Here is a 24,587-nt window from a genome sequence, read left to right on the forward strand (position 1 = left end):
CAAAATTTTAGACAATATGTGTAAAAAAGGAGACAATATGTTTAAAGAATGGAAAGCAATTTTTAAAAAACCAACCTTTATCATTGTAATGATAGGGATTTCTCTTATTCCTGCTTTATACAACATCATATTTTTATCATCTATGTGGGATCCATATGGCCAATTATCTGAGTTGCCTGTAGCGGTCGTTAATAATGATAAAGAAGCATCTTATAATGGAAACACAATGACTATTGGAAAAGACATGGTGTCCAATTTAGAGCAAAATAAATTATTAGATTTTCATTTTGTCAGTGAAGAAGAAGGTAAGAAGGGTCTAGAAGACGGTGATTACTATATGGTAGTAACTTTACCAAGTGACTTATCTGAAAAGGCTGCTTCTATTCTATCAGATCACCCAGAACAAATGAATATTAACTATCAAACTTCTAGCGGGCATAGTTTCATTGCAAGTAAGATGAGTGATTCTGCCATGACACAGTTAAAACAGAATGTTTCTGCTAATGTAACCGAAACCTATACGAAAGCTTTATTTCAAAAGATGGGAGATTTAAAATCTGGTTTAACAAAGGCAGCTGATGGAAGTGAACAATTGGGCAATGGGGCTAGTCAGTTAGCTGTAGGAAGTCAGACATTGTCTTCTAATCTTGATACTTTAGCTAGTTCAAGTTTAACCTTTTCTGATGGCACAAATCAATTTACAAAAGGGTTGACAACGTATGTAACAGGAGTAAAGCAACTGAATAGTGGCTTAGGTACATTTAATGATGGTTTACAGAACTATACAAGTGCAGTTTCACAGGTTGACACTGGACTTAATCAATTATCTTCCAAGACTCCAGAATTAGTAGCAGGTGTCAATCAGCTAAATACTGGGATGAAGTCATATGCAGGAGGAGTTTCGCAACTGAATACAGGCCTCAATCAATTTTCAGTTGGTGTCAATGCTTACACAAGCGGTGTTGACAAGCTATCTATTGGGGCAAATCAATTATCTAGTCAATCAGATACATTGAGAGACGGTATTACCCAATTAAATAAAGGGATTAAAGAAATTTCGACTCAATTGAATACTTCATCTCAACAAAAAGAGGAAATCACTCAATTAGCAACTAGTTTAGATGAATTGAATAAAGCACTTCAAGCTGTAACTATTTCAGATAATACTGAACTTAAAAGTACAATATCTAATGATTTAGCGAATATATCCACTCTTGCTCAAACTATTGTGACTAATAGTCAAACAGAGCAAGAGAAAACTCTTACCAATCTTCAAGCAACAGCAACTTATCAATCTCTTACTGATACTCAGAAACAAGAACTGACTGCAGCTGTTTCAAATAATTCTAATTCTACGATAGAGTCAGCAAAAGCAATTTTAACGACGGTAGGAGATTTAAAAGAAAATTTGGGAAATGTAAACCAACCAGTCTCTAATCTTTCTACTTTACAGACTAAAGCAAATCAAGTATTACCTGTGGCATCTAGTTCCTTGACATCTATGTCAAGTGGATTTACACAGTTGCAAAATGCTGTAGATAATCAGTTAGTTCCTGGAAGTCAATCGATTGAAAATGGAGTTAATGATTATACTAAAGGGTTGGATACTATTTCTTTAGGTGTAAACCAACTAAGTGAAAAAAATACAACTTTAACAACAAGTTTGGATCAATTGGTTTCTGGATCAAGTAAGTTGACAGAAAACTCTTCAACCTTGACAACTGGTTTGGATTCGCTAGCTGGGAAAACTCCAGAATTAGTAACAGGTATCGAAAAACTCTCATCTGGTTCTAATCAATTAAACAGTAAGAGTTCAGATTTAATTGCTGGACTTGATAAGATACAGCTAGGTTCTAGTCAATTAACAGATAAATCAAGTCAATTGCTTTCAGCTAGCTCTCAATTAGGAAGTGGAGCAGTGAAAATTGCCGATGGCGCTGGAAAACTAGCAGATGGTGGAACAACTTTAACTGCTGGTATTGAAAGTTTACAAGTAGGATCTACAGGACTAGGAGAAGGACTAAATAGTGCTAGCAATCAACTAAAAACAGCATCAACAGAGCCTAACAATGCAGAAGTATTATCTGAGCCCTTGAGTATTTCAAAAACAGACAATGATCAGGTTCCTGTAAATGGGATTGCTATGGCTCCTTATATGATATCTGTTGCCCTCTTTGTTGCTGCGTTATCAACAAATATGATTTTTGCTAAGTTACCTTCAGGTCGTCATCCTGAAAGTCGTTGGGCTTGGGTTAAATCTCGTTTCGAAATAAATGGAGTTATAGCTGTTTTAGCAGCTGTCTTAGTCTATGGAGGAGTTCATCTTATCGGTCTAACAGCAAATCATGAAATGAGAACCTTGCTCTTAATCATCATCGCAAGTTTGACCTTTATGTCTATGGTAACCGCGTTAACGACATGGAATAGTCGCTTAGGTGCTTTCTTCTCTCTTATTTTACTATTATTACAATTAGCATCAAGTGCAGGAACTTATCCACTTGCTTTGACTAATGATTTCTTTAAGGCTGTCAATCCTTGGTTACCAATGAGTTATTCAGTTTCAGGATTGAGACAAACCATTTCTATGACAGGAAATATTCACCATCAGGTAGTTTTCCTTCTCATAACTTTAGCCCTATTCATAGGATTAGGTATGCTAGCTTATCAACCTAAAAAAATGGATGAAGATTAAAAAAGTTTCACGTGAAACAATGAATGATTTACAAGTAATTAATAAAAAAACTCAGTTGGGTTCCCAACTGAGTTTTATTTTTTTTAGTCTTTCCAAAGTTCTTTTACTTTTGCTTGAACTTCAGCATTTTCTAAGAATTCATCATAGGTTTCATCAATACGATCGATGACGCCGTTTTTAGATAAGACAATAATGTGGTTAGCCAAAGTTTGAATAAACTCATGGTCGTGACTGGCAAAAATGATGGACTCTTTAAAGTTTTTCAATCCATCGTTCAAGCTTGAGATAGATTCCAAGTCTAAGTGATTTGTAGGATCGTCAAGTACAAGAACGTTTGATTTTAAAAGCATGAGTTTTGAGAGCATCACGCGCACCTTTTCTCCCCCTGACAAGACGTTTACAGGTTTGTTAACTTCGTCTCCAGAGAAGAGCATACGACCTAGGAAACCACGCAAGAAAGTGTTGTCATCTTCTTCTTTACTTGCGAATTGACGGAGCCAGTCAAGGATAGATTCACTGCCAGCATAATCAGCTGAATTGTCTTTTGGCAAGTAAGAGCGACTAGTTGTAACTCCCCACTTGACAGTCCCTTCATAGTCAATTTCACCCATAATGGCACGAATCAAGGCAGTTGTTTGGATGTCATTTTGTCCGATAAGAGCTGTCTTGTCACCTGGACGCAAGATGAAGCTGATGTTGTCAAGAATAGTTTCACCGTCAATCTTTACAGATAGATTTTCTACTGTCAAGAGGTCGTTCCCAATTTCACGTTCAGCTTTAAAGCTGATGAATGGATATTTACGACTAGAAGGAACAATTTCCTCTAGCTCAATCTTGTCAAGCATTTTTTTACGTGAAGTTGCTTGTCTTGATTTAGAAGCATTAGCAGAGAAACGAGCAACGAATTCTTGAAGTTGTTTGATTTTTTCTTCTGCTTTAGCATTACGGTCTGCTAGCAATTTAGCAGCAAGCTCAGAAGATTCCTTCCAGAAGTCGTAGTTTCCGACATAGAGTTTGATTTTTCCAAAGTCCAGGTCAGCCATGTGAGTACATACTTTATTCAAGAAGTGACGGTCGTGGGATACGACAATGACAGTATTATCAAAGTCGATTAGGAAATCCTCTAGCCAAGTGATGGATTGAATATCCAGACCATTGGTTGGCTCGTCCAAAAGAAGGACATCTGGTTTACCGAAGAGGGCTTTAGCAAGGAGAACCTTTACTTTGTCGCCATTTGCTAGTTCACTCATATTTTGGTAATGAAGTTCTTCTGGAATATTCAAATTTTGTAAGAGTTGTGAAGCTTCACTCTCAGCTTCCCAACCACCTAGTTCAGCGAATTCTCCTTCAAGTTCAGCTGCGCGAACACCATCTTCTTCTGAAAAATCTTCTTTCATATAAATGGCGTCTTTTTCTTTCATGATGTTGTATAGTTTTTCATTACCCATGATAACAACATCAATAACACGCTCATCTTCGTAGTCAAAGTGATTTTGACGAAGTACTGAAAGACGTTCGTCTGGTCCAAGAGAGATATGCCCAGTTGTCGGTTCAATATCTCCAGCTAAGATTTTTAAAAAGGTTGATTTTCCAGCACCGTTGGCCCCAATCAAACCATAGGTATTTCCTTCTGTAAATTTGATGTTTACATCATCAAAAAGTTTACGATCACTAAAACGTAGTGAAACATCAGATACTGTTAGCAAAGTTTTTCTCCTATTATATGTAATACTCTAATTCTACTAGAAAATCATCAATTATTCAAATTTTTATTTGTCAATTTTTTGTAAACAAAGTTGACAACCCCTTTACGATTGAAAGGGGTAACATCTCTATTGTTTCAATAAAAAAATTATCTGTCTTTTTATTAAAAAAATGCTATAATTGAAAGGACCATATCAAAGGAGAATAAGATGAGTAAACCCATTATTTTAACAGGAGATCGTCCAACGGGGAAATTACATATTGGGCACTACGTTGGTAGTTTGAAAAATCGTGTCTTACTACAAGAAGAAAATAAATATGACATGTTTGTTTTTTTAGCTGACCAGCAAGCACTAACAGACCATGCAAAAGATCCACAAACTATTGTAGAGTCTATTGGGAATGTTGCTTTGGACTATCTTGCAGTGGGATTAGATCCTAATAAAGCAACGATTTTCATTCAAAGCCAGATTCCAGAATTGGCAGAGCTCTCTATGTATTATATGAACCTAGTTTCATTAGCTCGCTTGGAACGAAATCCAACCGTAAAGACTGAAATTGCTCAAAAAGGCTTTGGTGAAAGTATTCCAACTGGATTTTTAGTTTATCCAGTTGCGCAAGCAGCAGATATTACAGCATTTAAGGCTAACTTGGTTCCAGTAGGGAATGATCAAAAGCCGATGATTGAACAAACACGTGAAATTGTGCGTTCTTTCAACCATGCCTATAACTGTGATGTTTTAGTAGAACCAGAAGGAATTTACCCTGAGCACGAAGGTGCGGGACGTTTACCAGGTCTTGATGGTAATGCCAAAATGTCGAAATCACTTAATAATGGAATTTACCTAGCTGATGATGCAGATACTTTGCGTAAAAAAGTAATGAGTATGTATACAGATCCAGACCATATTCGTGTTGAGGATCCAGGTAAGATTGAAGGAAATATGGTTTTCCATTACTTGGACGTATTCGGTCGACCTGAGGATGCTCAAGAAATTGCTGAAATGAAGGAACATTATCAACGTGGAGGCCTTGGTGATGTTAAGACTAAACGTTACCTACTTGAAATCCTAGAACGTGAACTTGGTCCAATCCGTGAACGTCGCCTAGAATATGCTAAAGATATGGGTGAGGTTTATAATATGCTCCAAAAAGGTAGTGAAAAAGCTCGAGAAGTTGCTGGGCAAACACTATCAGAAGTAAAAGCTGCAATGGGTCTAAATTACTTTCACTAATGGATAAAATATGAACTATAAAACTATTTCTTCTTTAAAATAAGAGGGATAGTTTTTTATTTATTCTCTTATAAATTTAATTGACAAATTTTCATAGAATGGTATGATAGATACAATACAAAAAGCGTTTAGCTCAATAAAGAAAGAAAAGAGGAAACTTCAATGTCTAATTGGGGCACTAAATTTTTGAAAAAAGGTTTTACCTTTGATGATGTATTGCTAATTCCAGCAGAGAGTCATGTGTTGCCTAATGATGCGGATTTAACAACAAAATTGGCAGATAATTTGACTTTAAATATCCCAATTATTACAGCTGCAATGGACACTGTAACAGAAAGCCAAATGGCCATTGCAATCGCACGTGCAGGTGGACTTGGAGTTATCCATAAAAACATGTCTATTGAGCAACAAGCTGACGAAGTTCGTAAGGTAAAACGTTCTGAAAATGGTGTTATCATTGATCCATTCTTCTTGACTCCTGAACATACAATCGCTGAAGCAGATGAACTCATGGGCCGTTACCGTATCAGTGGTATCCCAGTGGTTGAAACTCTAGAAAACCGTAAGTTAGTTGGTATTTTGACCAACCGAGATCTGCGTTTCATTTCTGACTACAACCAACCAATTTCAAAACACATGACTAGTGAAAACCTAGTTACTGCTCCGGTTGGTACAGATTTAAAAACTGCTGAGAGTATTCTTCAAGAACACCGTATTGAAAAACTACCTCTAGTTGACGAAGAGGGTCGTCTTTCTGGTTTAATCACCATTAAAGATATTGAAAAAGTGATTGAGTTCCCAAATGCGGCAAAAGATGAATTCGGTCGTCTTCTAGTTGCTGGTGCAGTAGGAGTTACTTCTGACACATTTGAACGTGCAGAAGCCCTCTTTGAAGCAGGAGCTGATGCTATTGTTATCGATACTGCCCATGGTCACTCAGCGGGTGTACTTCGTAAAATCGCTGAAATCCGTGCGCATTTCCCAGACCGTACACTGATTGCTGGGAACATCGCTACTGCTGAAGGTGCGCGTGCTCTTTATGATGCAGGTGTTGACGTTGTTAAAGTCGGTATTGGCCCAGGTTCAATCTGTACAACTCGTGTTATTGCTGGTGTAGGAGTTCCCCAGGTAACAGCAATTTACGATGCAGCAGCAGTTGCTCGTGAATATGGCAAAACAATTATCGCTGATGGTGGAATCAAATATTCTGGAGATATTGTAAAAGCCCTTGCTGCTGGAGGAAACGCAGTGATGCTCGGATCAATGTTTGCAGGAACAGATGAAGCTCCAGGTGAAACTGAAATCTTCCAAGGGCGTAAGTTCAAGACATACCGCGGTATGGGTTCAATCGCTGCTATGAAGAAGGGTTCAAGCGACCGTTACTTCCAAGGTTCTGTCAATGAAGCAAACAAACTCGTTCCAGAAGGAATCGAAGGTCGTGTTGCTTATAAAGGTGCAGCAGCTGATATTGTTTTCCAAATGATTGGTGGTATTCGATCTGGTATGGGTTACTGTGGTGCTGCTAACTTAAAAGAATTACATGACAATGCTCAGTTTATCGAAATGTCAGGTGCTGGTCTAAAAGAAAGCCATCCACACGATGTGCAAATCACTAATGAAGCACCAAACTATTCAATGTAATAAAAAAATCTCCTGTTAAACGGGAGATTTTTTTGTTTTACAAAGATGTAAAGTTTAATTTACAGTCAATTGACCATTATCTACTGTAAAGACGCTCAAGTTATCAGGCAAGTTTTGAAGATGGTCTAAACTAGTAGTTGTAATAAACGTTTGAATGTTATGAGAAATAGTTTCCAATAATTTAAGTTGACGTGTATTGTCAAGTTCACTCATGACATCGTCAAGCAAAAGAATGGGAGATTCTTTGGTAATGCTCTCCATCAATTCGATTTCAGCAAGTTTTATAGAAAGCACCAAGCTACGATGTTGCCCTTGACTTCCGAAACTTGCTTCCATTCCATTAATCATGAAAATCATATCATCCCGATGAGGACCAACTCCAGTATTCTTCTTAAATAAATCTCTGGATCTACTTTTTTGAAGTGCTATATGGAAAGATTCAGCCAAATGTTTCTTGTCAACAAAGTTTACAGAAGGTTGATAACGGATTGACAACTCTTCTAACTGATCTGAGATATCAAAATGTTTTTTCTTGCCAAAGAGTTCCATTTTCTGGATAAAGTCAGCTCGATGATTCATTACACGACAGCCATACTCTACCAGTTGGTCATCAAGAACAGTTAGGAAAGTCTCATCTATGTTTTGTGTAGATTTGAGATAGGTATTTCTCTGTTTAAGGACGTGGTTATAACTTGACAGGTCTGACAAGTAAATCGGTTTAATTTGCCCTAATTCTATGTCAATGAATTTACGACGAATGGCCGGAGCGCCTTTGACAAGTTGTAAATCTTCTGGAGCGAATAAGACAACATTCATATGACCAATATAGTCTGATAGGCGAGCTTGTTTTAAGTAATTCACTTTAGTAATTCGCCCTTTTTGTGTTAGGTCAATTTCAAGTGGAATGCTTGCTGTTTTCTTTTGCAAGATTCCAGAAACTTGCAGTTGTTCTTCTTCAAATTGAATTAAATTTTTATCAGTCTTAGTTCGATGACTTCTCGTTAAGGCTAAAAAGTAAATACTTTCAAGAAGATTGGTTTTTCCTTGAGCGTTTCGGCCAACAAATACATTTAATTTTGGATTAAAATTAACTTCGACATCTCGATAGTTACGAAATTGTTTAATGGATAGATTTTTCAGCCACATATTTATCTACCTGGGAAACGTGGTGTAGGTTTTGTTTTTGTTGCTTGAGCTTTTTTTGTTGGCTTTTTTTGAACTTTTTTATTTATTTCCTTGACAAGCTTAGCTACACGTTCTTTCTCAAGTTTTTCTAGACGAAACTCCTCTAGTTCTTCTGATGTTGGTTTAACTAGAATAATTTGAGTTTTTAAATCAGGAATTTCAATAGAATCCCCGATTCTAATTTTCTTGCCTCGACGATTCTCTAATTCTCCATTAAAATATACAAGATGGTCCGCTAAAAAAGATTTAATAGCACCGCCACTTTGGATGATTCCAAGATCTTTCAAAAGAGCTTGGAGAGTAATAAATTCTTCAAATAATTTGTATTCCATAGTTCACCTCAATCTTTGGTATTATACCATATTTTGCACAAAATAGTTGAGAAGAAACAACTGATATGAAAACGATTTTAATTTCAAAAGAGTCAAAGAGAACGGGAAAAATTTTCGTTTTCATGGTATAATAGAACTCTATGTAAAAGGAGGTAAAAGATGGAGTTATTCCCTGGAATTGCAGTGCATTTTATCCAATCTAAAAAGTTTAAGACAAATAAAATAACCATGCGTTTCACAGCTCCATTATCTCTGGATTTAATTTCTGGTCGCATGCTAAGTGCCAGTATGCTTGAAACTGCTAATAAAGGCTATCCAACTGCTCAGCTTCTTAGAAAACATCTGGCAGCATTGTATGGAGCAGATTTGTCAACTCATGCGTATAGAAGGGGGCAAAGTCACTTAGTAGACGTGAGTTTGACTTATGTTCGAGATGAATTTTTAAGTAAGAAGAACGTATTAACTGCTCAGATTTTAGAATTATTGTATCAAGTCATATTTAATCCATTGTCAAATGAAGATGAATTTGAGAACAATGCCTTTGAAATTGAAAAAAAACAATTGTTGGCGAGACTAGAATCAGAATTAGAGGATCCTTTCTTCTTTGCCCATAAAGAATTGGATCAGTTGTTTTTCCAAGAGGAATCAATGCAGTTAGTTCCTAGAGATTTAATTGCCAGAATTTCCGAAGAGACTTCTAAATCTTGCTATTCAAGTTTTCAAAAAATGCTGAAGGAAGATAGAATTGATTTATTCTTTTTAGGTGATTTTAATGAAATTGAAGTCTTAGAAAACTTGAAGAAATTTAACTTGACAGGTCGTAAAGAAACTGTAAACATTCAATATCAGCAAGGTTATTCAAATGTTCTTAGAGAAGGTATTGCTAGGAAAAACCTAGGTCAGTCTATCCTAGAAATGGGTTATCATAGTACAATTGGTTATGGCGATGATCAAAAGATGGGCTTGCTTCTCGTGAATGGTTTGCTTGGAGCTTTCCCGCACTCTAAATTATTTACCCAAGTTAGGGAAAAGGAAGGGTTGGCCTACACTGTTTCTAGTCACTTAGATCTCTTTAGTGGATTTTTAAGATTGTTTGCTGGGATAAATCGTCAAAACCGAAACAAGGTAAGAAAATTGATGAATGATCAATTGTTAGCTATCAAAAATGGTAGATTTACAGATGCTGAAGTTAATCAAACTAAGGAAATGATTCGTAGGACGATGTTGTTGAGTCAGGATAATCAAGATTCGATTATAGATAGAGAATACTTAAGCCTCTTTTTTGGTAAATCGGTTTTAGACCTGGATACTTTGATAGAGAGACTAGAGCAAGTTGACAAGGATGAAATCTGTAGGGCAGCATCTAGTTTGAAATTGCAGGCTATCTATTTTATGGAAGGAGCAGAATGACTAGAGTTACTTTTCAAGAGAAATATTATCCTGCTGTAAAGGAAACTCTTTATCAAGCAAAATTAGAAAACGGATTGACAGTTTCTTTACTTCCTAAAAATGATTTTAACGAAGTTTATGGTGTAGTAACTGTCTATGTTGGTTCAGTTGACACTGAGTTTACAGCTAGAGATAGTAAAAAGAAAACATATCCAAAGGGGATTGCTCATTTTTTAGAACATAAACTTTTTGAAAGAGAAAATTCTGAGGATATCATGGCTGCATTTACCAAATTAGGTGCAGATAGTAACGCCTTTACAAGCTTTACAAATACAAGTTATCTTTTTTCAACCTCTGACAATGTCGCTGAGTGTTTGGACTTGCTTGACGAGCTTGTTAAAAGCTTTAACATTACTGAAGAATCTGTTGAACGAGAAAAGGATATTATTCAGCAAGAACGCGAAATGTATCAGGATGATCCTGATTCTTGCTTGTTCTTTAAAACACTTGCAAATCTATATCCAGAAACTCCACTAGCTTCAGATATTGTTGGGACTGAAGATTCGATCGAAGATATTAGTTTAGAGGATCTACGGGACAGTTTTGATGAATTTTACACTCCTGTCAATAGCCAAATTTTCCTCGTTGGAAATTTTGATTTAGAGTTGATACAGAATTATTTCTTGCAAAAGGATGTTGGAGGTTGTATCGTTCCAAATCCAAAAGAACCAATCGCTTTACACCCTGTAAAGAAGGTTGAGAGCATTCGTATGGATGTTGCATCACCTAAATTAGCAATAGGAGTTCGAACGAATTCTGATATGGGTCATCAGGACTGCTATCGATATAGCGTTCTATTAAGAGCGTTATTTACGATGATGTTTGGTTGGACCTCTAAAAGATTTCAGAGTTTGTATGAAACTGGGAAATTAGATTCTTCATTATCTTTAGAAGTTGAGATCAATCGACGTTTTAATTTTTTGATGCTGACAATGGACACAAAGGAACCTGTTGCTATTTCGCATCAATTCCGAAAGGCAATTCAGAGCTTTGTTACTGATGCAGATATTTCGGAAGAACATCTTGATTTAATAAAAAGTGAAATTTATGGAGAATTTATCCATAGTATGAACTCTTTAGAATTTATTGCGACCCAATATCAGTCACATTCTGACGAAACAACCCTGTTTGATTTACCAAAGATTATACAGGAAATGACCTTGGACGATGTTCTTGAGGTAGGACATCATTTTATCGACAATAGTGAAATAGTTGAATTTACGATTTTTCCACTATAGTCATCGAAATATAAAATAAACTAGAAAGAAGGCATGGTAAGTATGAGAAAAAAAACAATTGGTGAAGTGTTACGTTTAGCAAGAATCAATCAAGGTTTGAGTTTAGAGGAATTGCAGCGCAAGACAGACATTCAACTGAATCTGCTTGAGGCTTTAGAATCAGATGATTTTGACCAATTGCCAAGCCCTTTTTATACACGTTCTTTTTTGAGGAAGTATGCTTGGGCAGTTGAGTTGGATGAAAACCTTGTTTTAGACGCATATGATTCAGGGAGTATGATTACCTATGAGGAAGTTGATGTTGATGAGATAGAACTATCAGGTCGTAGACGTTCTAATCGCAAGAAACGTTCCTTGCTCCCTCTGTTTTACTTTATTCTCTTCTCCTTATCTATTATAATTTTTATTTCTTATTATGTTTGGAATTACATTCAAACACAACCGACAGCAACAACTTCAGCCAACTATAATGTTGTGACTACGACAACAAGTGCAACAAGTAGTGAAACAACAACTAGCAATCAAACCACTAGTCCATCAAGTTCGAGCGACGCATCAACTGTGACGGTTTCTGGTCAGGGAGATGTTATATCGGTAGAATATAAAACTGCTAAAGATACTGCCGAACTTCAACTATCTGTGACGGATGCAACAAGCTGGATTAGTGTTTCAGATACTGAATTGGCTGGAGGAACTACTCTTGAGCCTAATAATAAGATGGTCAAAACAACAGTTTCTAAAGGCTCTCCAGTAACTATCACATTAGGCGTTGTCAAAGGCGTGAAAATCAAGATCGATAATCAGGAAATTGATACTTCGAAATTAACTGGTCAAACTGGCTGGATTACATTGAAATTAAGTTCAAATTAAGGAAGGATAACATGAAAAAAGAGAATATTCCTAACATACTTACGCTTGGTAGAATTTTATTTATTCCGATTTTTGTTCTCCTTCTATCATTTGGACAGTCTCCTGTGTTACATAAAATAGCAGCAATTATTTTTGCCGTTGCCAGTATCACTGACTATCTAGATGGCTATTTAGCTAGGAAATGGCAAGTAGTTAGCAATTTTGGGAAATTCGCAGATCCAATGGCAGATAAGTTGTTAGTTATGTCGGCATTTATCATGCTAGTAGGTCTAAATATGGCTCCTGCTTGGGTAGTAGCTATTATCATTTGCCGAGAACTTGCTGTTACTGGGTTGCGCCTACTCTTAGTTGAAACTGGTGGAACTGTTTTAGCTGCAGCAATGCCAGGAAAAATAAAAACATTTAGCCAGATGTTTGCGATTATCTTCTTGTTATTTCATTGGAATTTACTTGGTCAGATAACTCTTTATATCGCTTTGTTCTTTACAGTCTATTCTGGTTATGATTACTTCAAGGGAAGCGCGTATTTGTTTAAAGGAACCTTTCGCTAGATATGGAATCGATTATTGAAATTAAGAATCTGTCATTTCGATACCAGACAGATCAAGAACACTATGATGTTCATAACATTTCGTTTCACGTGAAACGTGGAGAATGGTTGTCTATCGTTGGTCATAATGGTAGTGGAAAATCAACAACTGTTCGCTTGATTGACGGTTTACTAGAAGCGGAATCTGGAGAAATTTGGATAGATGGTGATTGCCTAACTTCGGAAAACGTCTGGGAAAAAAGACGTAAGATTGGTATGGTATTTCAAAATCCTGATAACCAATTCGTGGGGGCAACCGTAGAAGATGACGTTGCTTTTGGGCTTGAAAATCAAGGGATTCCACTTGAAGAGATGAAGAAGCGAGTTTCTGAAGCTCTGTCATTAGTTGGGATGGCTGAATTTTCTAAAAAGGAACCAGCTCGCTTGTCAGGTGGCCAAAAACAGAGAGTGGCTATCGCAGGAGTTGTTGCTCTGCGACCAGACATTTTAATTTTGGATGAGGCTACAAGCATGTTGGATCCAGAGGGACGACTAGAGTTGATTAAGATCGTCCAAAAGATTCGTCAAGACCACCATATGACAGTCATATCCATTACACATGACTTAGATGAGGTGGCCATGAGTGACCGTATTTTGGTGATGAAAAAAGGAGAGGTCGAGTCAACAAGTACTCCTAGAGAACTATTTTCTAGGTCAGATTTAGATCAAATTGGTTTAGATCAACCCTTTGTCAACCAATTAAAAGAATCTCTACGTACTAGTGGCTTGAAATTACCAGAGCACTACCTGACCGAAGAGGAGCTCGAGGAGGCTTTATGGGAATTATTCTAGACAATGTGAGTTATACGTATCAGGAAGGAACCCCCTTTGCCTCAGCCGCCTTGTCCGATGTTAATTTGTCAATAGAGGACGGATCTTATACAGCAATTATTGGGCATACAGGAAGTGGGAAATCTACAATTCTTCAACTTTTGAATGGTTTGTTGGTTCCCACAAAGGGAAGTGTTCGTGTCTTTGATACATTAATTACATCAACATCCGTCAATAAGCAAATTCGTCAAATTCGCAAACAAGTGGGCTTAGTCTTTCAGTTTGCAGAAAATCAAATCTTTGAGGAGACTGTCTTAAAAGATGTGGCTTTTGGACCTCAAAATTTTGGAGTTTCTATAGAAGAGGCAGAAGCTATTGCGCGTGAAAAACTAGCTTTAGTAGGAATTGATGAGTCACTCTTTGGACGTAGTCCCTTTGAGCTTTCAGGCGGACAAATGAGAAGGGTTGCGATTGCTGGTATTTTGGCGATGGAGCCTAGCATTTTGGTCTTAGATGAGCCAACAGCTGGTTTGGATCCAATTGGTCGAAAAGAGTTAATGAACTTGTTTAAAAAGCTTCATCAGGATGGTATTACGATTGTTTTAGTAACCCATCTGATGGACGACGTTGCTGAATTTGCTGACCAAGTTTATGTGATGGAAAAAGGAAAGTTGGTCAAGAGTGGGAAGCCGAGTCTTGTTTTTCAAAATGTCGAATTCATGGAAGAAATCCAATTAGGTGTTCCAAAAATCACAAGATTTGCTCAAAGGCTAGCTGAACGAGGAGTTTCTTTTAAACAATTGCCGATAACGATAGAGGAGTTTAAGGAGTTCATCAATGGATAACATGATTTTAGGTCGTTACATACCAGGAAATTCGATTGTTCATCGTTTGGATCCTCGTAGTAAGTTAGTGGCAATGATTTTATTGATTATGATCGTTTTTTGGGCCAATAATCCAATAACTAATGTGATCCTTTTCGTTGTAACAGGTATATTTGTAGCCTTATCTGAGGTTTCCTTATCCTTTTTCATAAAAGGTTTGCGGTCTATGTTTTTTCTGATTGCTTTTACAACCCTTTTTCAACTTTTCTTTATCTCTGGTGGAGATGTCTTGTTCGAGATGGGGTTTATTAAAATCACGAGTCATGGCATTGAGCAGGCGGGAATCATTTTTTGCCGCTTTGTGTTGATTATCTTTTTCTCAACTTTGCTTACCTTGACAACCATGCCATTAAGCTTGGCTACAGCAGTTGAGTCCTTGCTTGGACCCTTGAAAAGATTTAAGGTTCCTGTTCATGAAATCGGGCTCATGTTGTCTATGAGTCTACGTTTTGTACCAACCTTAATGGATGATACGATTCGAATTATGAACGCTCAAAAGGCGCGTGGTGTTGATTTTGGAGAAGGGAATATAATCCAAAAAGTTAAGGCTATGATTCCTATTTTGATTCCTTTATTCGCTACTAGTTTGAAACGAGCGGATTCTCTTGCTACAGCCATGGAGGCTAGAGGATATCAAGGTGGGAACGGACGCAGTCAGTACCGGCAGTTGAATTGGATGAATAAAGATAGTGTGGCCTTACTCCTGGTATGTGTGTTGGGTTTGATTCTATTTTTGTTGAAATCCTAAAGTGAAGTATAGAATGAGATAGGGTAGAGGTATGAACCGTTTTAAAAAATCAAAATATATCATTGTTCTATTTGTCGTTGTGTTAGTAGTTTCTGTTCTTTTAGTAATGACGAAATCAAGTACAGTTGTGACAAAAGCTGGAGATGGCATTTCTCTGATAGATAGAATTGTGCAAAAACCATTTCAATGGTTAGAATCTACAAAGTCAGATTTAGGAAATTTGACGAGAGCTTACAATGAGAATGAAACTCTCAAAAAAGAATTCTATCAAATGGAAAAGGAAAAGAATGAAGCAGATCGCTTAAAAGAAGAAAATGAACAACTGCGTCAATTACTAGATATGAAGTCAAAATTGAATGCGACTAAGCTAATTGCTGCGGATGTTATCATGAGAACTCCGGCGACTTGGAAACAAGAATTAACAGTTAATGTTGGTTCGCAACAAGGTGTAACAACTAGTATGCTTGTTGTTTCTGGTGGAGGATTGGTTGGAAGCGTTGAAAACGCAGAAGACAACTCAACTGTGGTCAATTTATTAACAAATGCTGAAAATACAGAGAAAATTTCTGTTAAAATTCAGCATGGATCTAGTAGTATTTATGGTATTATCGTTGGCTATGACAAGGAAAAAGAACTACTGAAAATTAGTCAGCTAAATAATAGTGGAGATATTAGTCAAGGTGATAAAGTGGTAACTGGAGGTTTGGGGAACTTCAATGTCACAGACATTCCTGTAGGAGAAGTCGTATCTGTGACCCCTACCAATGATTATCTGACAAGAGAAGTTATGGTCAAAATGCATGCTGATCCAATGAATCTTAAAGTCGTAGAGTTAGTGGGGAATCCATCATGAGACTTTTTAAGCAAATAGGGATGTTTTTGCTCTTGCCCGTAATCATTTTAATAGATAGCCACTTAGGACAATTTGTAAATAGCTTTTTTCCACATCTTCAAATTGTAAGCCACTTTATCTTCATCTTCTTATTATTCGAGACAATAGAAGTATCAGAATATTTGTTTTTGGCCTATTGCTTGGTTCTAGGACTTATATACGATATCTATTTCTTCCATCTGATAGGGATAGCCAGTCTTCTTTTTGTGATTATTGGAGCAATCGTATATAAAAGCAACTCTGTTATTTTGTTAAATAGATGGACAAGATTATTAGCTATTTTAATGATGGTTTTTACATTTGAATTTGGTAGCTTTATCCTAGCACACGTGGTAGGATTGACTGCAGAAAATCTACCTGTTTTTATAGTTTATAGTCTGGGCCCTACTATGATATTGAATTTTATATGGATGATAGTTTTCCAATATATTTTTGAAAAAATATATCTATAAGAAAGAAACAAAACTGTAATAAAGGCGTAATATTTATTAGGCCTTTTTTTGATATACTAGTATTGTCTTTTTAAAGAAGGAGTATTTACACTTATGAAGAAAAAAATTCTAGCATCACTTTTGTTAAGTACAGTATTGGTTTCACAAGGAGCTGTTCTTTCAAGTGTTAAAGCTAACACAACAGATGAAAAAATTGCAGCTCAAGATAGCAAAATTAGTGAGTTGACAACGCAACAAAAAGAAGCTCAAAAACAAGTTGATGAGATTCAAACTCAAGTTACAGCTATTCAAACAGAACAAGAAAAGTTGCAAACTGAGAATGAAAATCTTCAAGAAGAATCTAAAAAACTTGAAGGTGAAATCACAGAGCTTTCAAAAAATATCGTAGCTCGTAATGAATCGCTTGAAAACCAAGCGCGTAGTGCACAAACTAACGGAACTGCAACAAGCTACATTAATACAATTATTAACTCTAACTCAATCACAGAAGCTATTTCTCGTGTAGCAGCTATGAGTGAAATTGTGTCAGCTAACAACAAAATGTTGCAACAACAAAAAGAAGATAAAAAAGCTATTGCTGAGAAACAAGTTGCTAACAATGAAGCAATCAACACAGTTATTGCCAACCAACAAACACTTGCAGATGACGCCCAAGCTTTGACAACAAAACAAGCTGAATTGAAAGTGGCTGAGTTGAATCTTGCAGCAGAAAAAGCTACTGCAGAAGGTGAAAAAGCTACCTTGCTAGAGCAAAAGGCGGCAGCTGAGGCAGAAGCGAAAGCAGCAGCAGCAGCAGAAGCAGCTTACAAAGCTCAACAAACAAGTCAACAACAAACAGTTGCAGCTTCAGCAAACACAACATTTGCAGCACAAGTACAAGCAACTTCAAGTTCTTCATCTTCATCAGATGATGACTCAAGTTACACACCTGCACCAACTCCTGTAAGCCAACGTCCTACATATAGTACAAACGCTTCAAGTTATCCAACAGGTGAATGTACATGGGGAGCTAAAACATTGGCACCTTGGGCTGGAGATTACTGGGGTAACGGAGCGCAGTGGGCAACAAGTGCAGCAGCAGCAGGTTTCCGTACTGGTTCTCAACCACAAGTTGGTGCGATTGCATGTTGGAATGATGGTGGCTATGGACACGTAGCGGTTGTTACAGCTGTTTCATCATCATCAAGTATCCAAGTATCAGAATCTAACTACGGTGGAGATCGTACAATCGGTAACAAACGTGGATGGTTCAACCCAACTACAACTTCTGAAGGTTATGTTACTTACATCTATCCAAACTAATGAAAAAATTGAGACTCTTTCTGAGTCTCTTTTCTTGTCTTTAAATTGAGAAGTTCTGCTAAAAAACCATCAAAATAGCTTGATAATATTGAGAAATTGTGGTAAAATGAACTTTGTCGTGTGAACGATAATACTCATTCTTGATGAATTGTGAAACTGTTGCCTTTGGGTTGTTTTGCAAGCTGAAATCGAGAAGAGGAAAAAACAAAAAAGGAGAAATACTCATGGCAGTAATTTCAATGAAACAACTTCTTGAGGCTGGTGTACACTTTGGTCACCAAACTCGTCGCTGGAACCCTAAGATGGCTAAGTACATCTTCACTGAGCGTAACGGAATCCACGTTATCGACTTGCAACAAACTGTAAAGTACGCTGACCAAGCATACGACTTTATGCGTGATGCAGCAGCTAACGATGCAGTTGTATTGTTTGTTGGTACTAAGAAACAAGCTGCTGACGCTGTTAAAGAAGAAGCAGAACGTTCAGGTCAATACTACATCAACCACCGTTGGTTGGGTGGCACCCTTACTAACTGGGGAACAATCCAAAAACGTATCGCTCGTTTGAAAGAAATCAAACGCATGGAAGAAGAAGGAATCTTCGACGTTCTTCCTAAGAAAGAAGTTGCACTTCTTAACAAACAACGCGCTCGTCTTGAAAAATTCTTGGGTGGTATCGAAGACATGCCTCGCATCCCAGATGTAATGTACGTAGTTGACCCACATAAAGAGCAAATCGCTGTTAAAGAAGCTAAAAAATTGGGTATCCCAGTTGTAGCGATGGTTGACACAAACACTGATCCAGATGATATCGATGTAATCATCCCAGCTAACGATGACGCTATCCGCGCAGTTAAGTTGATCACAGCTAAATTGGCAGACGCTATCATCGAAGGTCGCCAAGGTGAAGATGCTGTAGCAGCAGTTGAAGCAGAATTTGCAGCTTCAGAAGCTCAAGCAGACTCAATCGAAGAAATCGTTGAAGTTGTAGAAGGCGACAACGCTTAATTCAAATAAGTAATCATTACCTAGGAGGGCGGGGCTTAGCCCGGCTCTCCTATTTTTAAAAAATATAGGAGAATCAAAATGGCAGAAATTACAGCTAAACTTGTTAAAGAGTTGCGTGAAAAATCTGGTGCTGGTGTCATGGACGCTAAGAAAGCATTGGTCGAAGTTGAAGGTGATATCGAAAAAGCGATTGAATTGCTTCGCGAAAAAGGTATGGCTAAGGCAGCTAAAAAAGCTGACCGTGTTGCTGCAGAAGGTTTGACTGGTGTATTTGTTAACGGTAACGTCGCAGCAGTAGTTGAAGTAAATGCTGAAACTGACTTCGTTGCGAAAAATGCTCAATTCGTTGAATTGGTAAATGCTACAGCTAAAGTAATCGCTGAAGGTAAACCAGCTAACAACGAAGAAGCTCTTGCTTTAACAATGCCTTCAGGTGAAACTCTTGAAGCAGCTTATGTGTCTGCAACAGCAACTATCGGAGAAAAAATCTCATTCCGTCGCTTTGCTTTGATTGAAAAAACAGATGCACAACACTTCGGTGCTTACCAACACAACGGCGGACGTATCGGTGTTATCTCTGTAATCGAAGGTGGAGACGAAGCACTTGCTAAACAAATCTCAATGCATATTGCTGCGATGAAACCAACAGTTCTTTCATACAAAGAATTGGATGAGCAATTTGTTAAAGATGAGTTGGCACAATTAAACCACGTAATCGACCAAGATAACGAAAGCCGTGCAATGGTTAACAAACCAGCTCTTCCACACTTGAAGTATGGATCAAAAGCTCAATTGACTGATGAAGTAATCGCTCAAGCTGAAGAAGCTATTAAAGCTGAATTGGCTGCAGAAGGTAAACCAGAAAAAATCTGGGATAAAATCATTCCAGGTAAAATGGATCGCTTCATGCTTGACAACACTAAAGTTGACCAAGCATACACACTTCTTGCACAAGTCTACATCATGGATGACAGCAAGACAGTTGAAGCATACCTTGAATCAGTTAACGCTTCAGTAGTTGAGTTCGCTCGCTTTGAAGTTGGTGAAGGTATCGAAAAAGCTGCAAATGACTTTGAAGCTGAAGTTGCAGCTACAATGGCAGCAGCTTTGAATAACTAATAATAAAAAGAGGAAGCAGCTTTGCTTCCTTTTTCATATAGAAAAACTTTATAAAAAAAAATTAAAAAGCCCTTGTTAAAGGGCTTTGTGTATTTAGGAGACTATACTTCGAACTCATAGAGCGCTGTAGATAGGTAACGTTCTCCGTTATCTGGTGCAAGCGCAAGGACTTTTTTACCTGCCCCAAGTTTTTTAGCAACTTCGATTGCTGCATAGATAGCTGCGGCAGAAGAAATACCTACCAAGAAGCCTTCTTTTCCACCAATTTCGCGACCAAGTGCAAGAGCATTGTCTGATGTCACGCGAACGATACCATCATAAGCTTCTGTATCAAGTGTTTCTGGTATGAATCCTGCAGAGATACCTTGAATTTTGTGAGGTCCTGGTTTTTCACCTGACAAGATAGCTGACTCGTCTGCCTCAACTGCAAAAACTTGAATGTTTGAGTTAGCAGTTTTAAGAGCATGAGAAACACCTGAAATAGTTCCTCCAGTACCTACACCAGCAACAAAGGCATCTAAACCATCAGCTCCGAAATCAGCTAGAATTTCAGCTCCTGTTGTTCTTTCGTGAACTTCTGGGTTAGCTTGGTTATCAAACTGTAATGGTAGGAAACCATCGCGTTCAGCAGCAATTTCTTGCGCTTTTGCAATCGCACCTTTCATTCCTTCACTACCGGGAGTGAGGACTAGTTCAGCACCATAAGCTTGGATGATCTTACGGCGTTCAACACTCATTGTTTCAGGCATAACGATGACAACTTTATAACCTTTAGCAGCGCCAACCCATGAAAGACCGATACCAGTGTTCCCACTTGTTGCTTCTACAATAGTAGAGCCTGGTTTCAGTTTACCCTCTTGCTCTGCTTTTTCAATCATACTAAGAGCGATGCGGTCTTTAACGGATGAACCTGGGTTAAAAGCTTCTAGTTTTACGTAAACGTCTGCTGCACCTTCTGGTACAATGTTATTCAATTTAACAATCGGTGTTTTTCCGATAAGTTCTGTGATATTGTTATAAATAGCCATGTTAGCACCTCTTTATATAAGATGCTTCTAGTATAACGCTAACTTTGACTTTTGTAAAATATAGAAATCCTATCGAAGCGATAGGATTTTTTTATAACAATCAGAAAAATAGTTAGTGTAAATATAAAAATTGAGGGAAGATATTTAAAAGTACTTTACACAAGGTTTACAGGGACTTCAACTTCTCGTAAGCCTTGATCTGTTAGAATAACTTTCCCATTAAAAAATTCTATGAGGGCAGCTTTGGTATCCTCTTTAACTTCTTTATCGACAAAGATAATTGTGTCAACTTGATCTGTAAAGTTGGTTTCGAGTTCCACAAGATTATGTTCTTTAAGAAAATTCCCATACTCTTGATATTGAGCATAGCTCATTTGAATTTGAACCCCTGCTTGTTCTTTAATTTCAACAATTCCAATTTCTTTGACAGCTAAGGCAACACTACCTGCATAAGCGCGAATAAGACCTCCTGCTCCCAGTTTGATACCACCAAAATATCTGGTAACAACTACACAAACATTGGTCAAATTGTGATTTTCTAGAACTCCTAGCATAGGTACACTAGCAGTTCCACTTGGCTCCCCATCATCACTGGTTCGCTTGATTTCACTGCGCTCACCGATAATAAAAGCAGAGCAGTTGTGCGTAGCCTTATAGTGTTCTTTTTTGATAGCAGTGATAAAGGCACGAGCTTCTTCTTCACTATAGACACGTTTTGCATGACAAATAAATCGTGATTTTTTGATTTCTTCTTGGATTTGTCCGTCCTCTTTTATCGTTCTAAATTCCATATTTTTATTGTACTAAAAAATAGTCTAAAGTTCTAGATTTTAAGAATAAAGAAGTATGAAAATAAATCCAAATTATCTTGGTCGACTTTTTACAGAACAAGAATTAAGCCCTGAAGAACGACAACTGGCGGAGAAGCTGCCAAGCATGAGAAAAGAGAAGGGGAAACTCTTCTGCCAACGATGTGATAGTATGATTCAAGATGAATGGTCTCTACCTATTAATGCTCATTACTGCCGAGAATGTTTGTTGATGAAGCGAGTTAGGAGTGATCAGGCCTTATATTATTTCCCTCAAGAAGATTTTCCTAAACAAGATGTTCTTAAATGGAAGGGACAATTGACTCCATTTCAAGAGAAAGTATCAGAAGGCTTACTTCAAGCAGTAGAGAACCAGCAACCGACTTTAGTTCATGCAGTGACTGGCGCTGGGAAGACAGAAATGATTTATAAAGTTGTTGCGAAAGTTATTAATGATGGTGGTGCAGTTTGTCTAGCAAGTCCACGGATAGATGTTTGTTTGGAATTGTATAAGCGATTGCAGAATGACTTTGCTTGCGAAATAGCTTTACTGCATGGTGAGTCTGAACCATACTTTCGGACACCACTAGTTGTTGCAACAACTCATCAATTATTAAAGTTTTATCACGCTTTTGATTTACTAATAGTAGATGAAGTAGATGCTTTTCCCTATGTTGACAACAAGATGCTTTACAAAGCTGTAAAGAATTGTGTAAAGGAAAATGGACTCAGAATTTTTCTCACTGCAACTTCTACAGATGAGTTGGATAAGAAGGTTCGCTTAGGGGAGCTAAAACGACTAAGCCTGCCAAGGCGGTTCCATGGAAATCCTTTAATTATTCCAAAACCCGTTTGGCTATCTGATCTGAATAAATGTTTGGATAAGTTTCGCCTACCACCAAAGCTAAAAAGATATGTTGAAAACCAGAGAAGAACTGGCTACCCCTTACTAATATTTGCATCAGAAATTACAAAGGGAGAGAAGTTGAAGGAAATCTTACAAGAGAAATTTCCAAATGAGAAAATTGGTTTCGTATCCTCAGTTACTGAAGATAGATTAGAGCAAGTTCAAGCTTTTAGGGATAGGGAATTGACCATATTGATAAGCACAACAATATTGGAGCGCGGAGTTACCTTCCCTTGTGTTGATGTCTGTGTCGTAGAAGCAAACCATCGTCTTTTTACAAAATCAAGCCTCATTCAAATTGGAGGACGTGTCGGTCGTAGCATGGATAGACCTACGGGAGATCTAATTTTCTTTCATAATGGATTAAATTGTTCGATTAAGAATGCTATAAAGGAAATTAAACTGATGAACAAGGAGGCAGGCCTATGATTTGTTTACTATGTGCTCAACATTTGAAGAAAAATCTAACCTTTGGAGAACTTCTTTTTTTGAAAAAGGAGGAGGGCTCACTTTGTTTAGCTTGTTACTCAAGTTTTGAAATGATTGGGGAAGAACATTGCCCAAATTGTCATAAAAAAGGAGTGTCAAGTTCGTGTCAAGATTGTCAACTTTGGTGTAAAGAAGGGATTGAAGTAAGCCATGAAGCGATTTTTAGTTATAATCAAGCCATGAAAGACTTCTTTAATCGTTATAAATTTGATGGTGATTATATGCTCCGAAAAGTTTTCGCAACGATTTTAAGTGAGAATTTAAAAAAGTACAAGGGCTACGATTTTGTTTTAATACCGTTAAGTCCTGAGAGATACGCAAAAAGAGGTTTTAATCAGGTTGCAGGCCTAATAGAGGCTGCAGGACTTTCCCATCTGGATATATTAGGGAAAAGAGAAGAAAAAGCAAGTTCTTCTAAAAATCGTTCGGAGCGTTTGGCCACGGAACTTCCGTTTTTTATTAAAGAAGACAGTAGGATTCCAAAAAAGATTCTATTGATTGATGATATTTATACGACAGGAGCGACTGTTAACCGTGTCAAGAGTATGCTAGAGAATGCAGGAGCAGAAGAGGTTAGAACATTTTCCCTCGTAAGATGAGGAAAAAGATTGCAAAAAAATTATGAAAGCGTTATAATAAATATAGAAAAACAAATATGTTTAGAAAGAAGGTACTTATATGATTAAATATAGTATCCGTGGTGAAAACCTAGAAGTAACAGAAGCAATTCGTGATTATGTAGTTTCTAAACTCGAAAAGATCGAAAAATACTTCCAAGCAGATCAAGAATTAGATGCGCGTGTCAATTTGAAAGTGTATCGTGAAAAGACTGCTAAGGTAGAAGTAACAATTCCACTTGGGTCTATTACTCTTCGCGCAGAAGACGTTTCTCAAGATATGTATGGATCTATTGATTTGGTGACAGATAAGATTGAACGTCAAATCCGTAAAAATAAAACTAAAATTGAACGTAAGAACAGAAATAAAGTTTCTACTAGCCAACTATTTACTGATGCCTTGGTAGGAGAGACAGATGCTGCTCAACCTAAAGTTGTTCGTTCAAAACAAATTGATTTAAAACCAATGGACCTTGAAGAAGCACTTCTTCAGATGGACTTATTGGGCCATGATTTCTTCATTTATATCGATGTTGAAGATGAAACAACAAATGTCATTTATCGACGCGAAGATGGAGATATTGGTCTTCTTGAAGTGAAAGAATCATAATACTTAATATGCTTAGA

23 protein-coding genes are annotated in these 24,587 nt (G+C 37.3%); 18 read left to right on the plus strand and 5 right to left on the minus strand.

Annotated elements, in window-relative coordinates; genetic code table 11:
- Positions 1-37 precede the first annotated feature (37 nt).
- Positions 38-2,692, plus strand: a complete 2,655-nt coding sequence (locus tag O3643_RS06960) for a YhgE/Pip family protein (protein WP_371500788.1) — start codon at positions 38-40, stop codon at positions 2,690-2,692.
- Positions 2,693-2,775: 83 nt separating this feature from the next.
- Here O3643_RS06960 and O3643_RS06965 read toward each other — a convergent pair whose 3' ends face one another.
- Positions 2,776-4,398, minus strand: coding sequence for an ATP-binding cassette domain-containing protein (locus O3643_RS06965; protein WP_371500790.1), 1,623 nt, complete (start codon positions 4,396-4,398; stop codon positions 2,776-2,778).
- Positions 4,399-4,605: 207 nt separating this feature from the next.
- Between O3643_RS06965 and trpS the strand changes: the two genes are divergently transcribed.
- Positions 4,606-5,631: a tryptophan--tRNA ligase gene (gene trpS / locus O3643_RS06970; protein ID WP_004250956.1), complete on the plus strand. Its 1,026-nt coding sequence runs from the start codon at positions 4,606-4,608 to the stop codon at positions 5,629-5,631.
- Positions 5,632-5,793: 162 nt separating this feature from the next.
- A complete protein-coding gene (guaB, locus tag O3643_RS06975; RefSeq protein ID WP_247913086.1) occupies positions 5,794-7,272 on the plus strand; it encodes an IMP dehydrogenase in 1,479 nt (492 codons plus the stop codon).
- A gap of 54 nt (positions 7,273-7,326) precedes the next feature.
- Here the strand turns inward: guaB and recF are convergent, their stop codons facing one another.
- Positions 7,327-8,418 (minus strand): DNA replication/repair protein RecF, encoded by a 1,092-nt coding sequence (recF, locus tag O3643_RS06980; protein WP_371500793.1) that lies wholly within the window; start codon positions 8,416-8,418, stop codon positions 7,327-7,329.
- A gap of 2 nt (positions 8,419-8,420) precedes the next feature.
- Positions 8,421-8,789 carry a S4 domain-containing protein YaaA gene (yaaA, locus tag O3643_RS06985; protein ID WP_371500795.1) on the minus strand — a complete coding sequence of 123 codons (369 nt, stop codon included), beginning with the start codon at positions 8,787-8,789 and terminating at the stop codon, positions 8,421-8,423.
- 159 nt (positions 8,790-8,948) lie between these two features.
- Here yaaA and yfmF point away from each other — a divergent pair, with 159 nt between their 5' ends.
- The 12 genes from yfmF to tsf all read left to right on the plus strand — a co-directional run bounded on the left by yfmF (position 8,949) and on the right by tsf (position 20,110).
- The gene (gene yfmF / locus O3643_RS06990; RefSeq protein WP_371500797.1) at positions 8,949-10,199 is read left to right on the plus strand and encodes an EF-P 5-aminopentanol modification-associated protein YfmF; all 1,251 of its coding nucleotides are present in this window, start codon (positions 8,949-8,951) and stop codon (positions 10,197-10,199) included.
- Positions 10,196-11,476, plus strand: coding sequence for an EF-P 5-aminopentanol modification-associated protein YfmH (yfmH, locus tag O3643_RS06995; protein ID WP_371500799.1), 1,281 nt, complete (start codon positions 10,196-10,198; stop codon positions 11,474-11,476). The genes yfmF and yfmH overlap by 4 nt, the downstream gene beginning before the upstream one ends.
- Before the next feature lie 42 nt (positions 11,477-11,518).
- The gene (gene rodZ, locus O3643_RS07000; protein WP_371500801.1) at positions 11,519-12,346 is read left to right on the plus strand and encodes a cytoskeleton protein RodZ; all 828 of its coding nucleotides are present in this window, start codon (positions 11,519-11,521) and stop codon (positions 12,344-12,346) included.
- Between the two features lie 11 nt (positions 12,347-12,357).
- Positions 12,358-12,897 (plus strand): CDP-diacylglycerol--glycerol-3-phosphate 3-phosphatidyltransferase, encoded by a 540-nt coding sequence (pgsA, locus tag O3643_RS07005; RefSeq protein ID WP_247913081.1) that lies wholly within the window; start codon positions 12,358-12,360, stop codon positions 12,895-12,897.
- A gap of 2 nt (positions 12,898-12,899) precedes the next feature.
- Positions 12,900-13,727, plus strand: a complete 828-nt coding sequence (locus O3643_RS07010) for an energy-coupling factor ABC transporter ATP-binding protein (RefSeq protein ID WP_371500803.1) — start codon at positions 12,900-12,902, stop codon at positions 13,725-13,727.
- Positions 13,712-14,551, plus strand: a complete 840-nt coding sequence (locus O3643_RS07015; RefSeq protein WP_371500805.1) for an energy-coupling factor transporter ATPase — start codon at positions 13,712-13,714, stop codon at positions 14,549-14,551. Before O3643_RS07010 ends, O3643_RS07015 begins: the two co-directional genes overlap by 16 nt.
- A complete protein-coding gene (locus O3643_RS07020) occupies positions 14,544-15,338 on the plus strand; it encodes an energy-coupling factor transporter transmembrane protein EcfT (protein ID WP_371500807.1) in 795 nt (264 codons plus the stop codon). The genes O3643_RS07015 and O3643_RS07020 overlap by 8 nt, the downstream gene beginning before the upstream one ends.
- A gap of 31 nt (positions 15,339-15,369) precedes the next feature.
- Positions 15,370-16,191, plus strand: coding sequence for a rod shape-determining protein MreC (gene mreC, locus O3643_RS07025; RefSeq protein ID WP_371500809.1), 822 nt, complete (start codon positions 15,370-15,372; stop codon positions 16,189-16,191).
- Positions 16,188-16,682 carry a rod shape-determining protein MreD gene (mreD, locus tag O3643_RS07030; RefSeq protein ID WP_371500811.1) on the plus strand — a complete coding sequence of 165 codons (495 nt, stop codon included), beginning with the start codon at positions 16,188-16,190 and terminating at the stop codon, positions 16,680-16,682. The genes mreC and mreD overlap by 4 nt, the downstream gene beginning before the upstream one ends.
- A gap of 93 nt (positions 16,683-16,775) precedes the next feature.
- Positions 16,776-17,984: a peptidoglycan hydrolase PcsB gene (gene pcsB / locus O3643_RS07035; protein ID WP_371500814.1), complete on the plus strand. Its 1,209-nt coding sequence runs from the start codon at positions 16,776-16,778 to the stop codon at positions 17,982-17,984.
- Positions 17,985-18,208: 224 nt separating this feature from the next.
- Positions 18,209-18,991, plus strand: coding sequence for a 30S ribosomal protein S2 (gene rpsB / locus O3643_RS07040; protein ID WP_004250981.1), 783 nt, complete (start codon positions 18,209-18,211; stop codon positions 18,989-18,991).
- A gap of 78 nt (positions 18,992-19,069) precedes the next feature.
- Entirely contained in the window at positions 19,070-20,110 is a 1,041-nt protein-coding gene (gene tsf, locus O3643_RS07045; protein WP_371500817.1) for a translation elongation factor Ts, read from the plus strand.
- Between the two features lie 101 nt (positions 20,111-20,211).
- On the opposite strand, the gene cysK is transcribed toward tsf, so the two are convergent.
- The gene (gene cysK / locus O3643_RS07050; RefSeq protein WP_371500819.1) at positions 20,212-21,138 is read right to left on the minus strand and encodes a cysteine synthase A; all 927 of its coding nucleotides are present in this window, start codon (positions 21,136-21,138) and stop codon (positions 20,212-20,214) included.
- Positions 21,139-21,293: 155 nt separating this feature from the next.
- Complete coding sequence (locus tag O3643_RS07055; protein ID WP_371500821.1) at positions 21,294-21,929, minus strand: YigZ family protein; 636 nt, start codon at positions 21,927-21,929, stop codon at positions 21,294-21,296.
- A 55-nt stretch (positions 21,930-21,984) separates the two neighbouring features.
- On the opposite strand from O3643_RS07055, the gene O3643_RS07060 reads away from it, so the two are divergent.
- The 3 genes from O3643_RS07060 to hpf all read left to right on the plus strand — a co-directional run bounded on the left by O3643_RS07060 (position 21,985) and on the right by hpf (position 24,570).
- The gene (locus O3643_RS07060) at positions 21,985-23,283 is read left to right on the plus strand and encodes a DEAD/DEAH box helicase (RefSeq protein ID WP_371500823.1); all 1,299 of its coding nucleotides are present in this window, start codon (positions 21,985-21,987) and stop codon (positions 23,281-23,283) included.
- The gene (locus O3643_RS07065) at positions 23,280-23,942 is read left to right on the plus strand and encodes a ComF family protein (protein WP_371500825.1); all 663 of its coding nucleotides are present in this window, start codon (positions 23,280-23,282) and stop codon (positions 23,940-23,942) included. The genes O3643_RS07060 and O3643_RS07065 overlap by 4 nt, the downstream gene beginning before the upstream one ends.
- Positions 23,943-24,021: 79 nt before the next feature.
- Positions 24,022-24,570: a ribosome hibernation-promoting factor, HPF/YfiA family gene (hpf, locus tag O3643_RS07070; protein ID WP_371500827.1), complete on the plus strand. Its 549-nt coding sequence runs from the start codon at positions 24,022-24,024 to the stop codon at positions 24,568-24,570.
- Positions 24,571-24,587 lie beyond the last annotated feature (17 nt).

It is taken from the genome of Streptococcus sp. 20925_1_44, assembly GCF_041432435.1.
Taxonomy (GTDB): Bacteria; Bacillota; Bacilli; order Lactobacillales; family Streptococcaceae; genus Streptococcus; species Streptococcus infantis.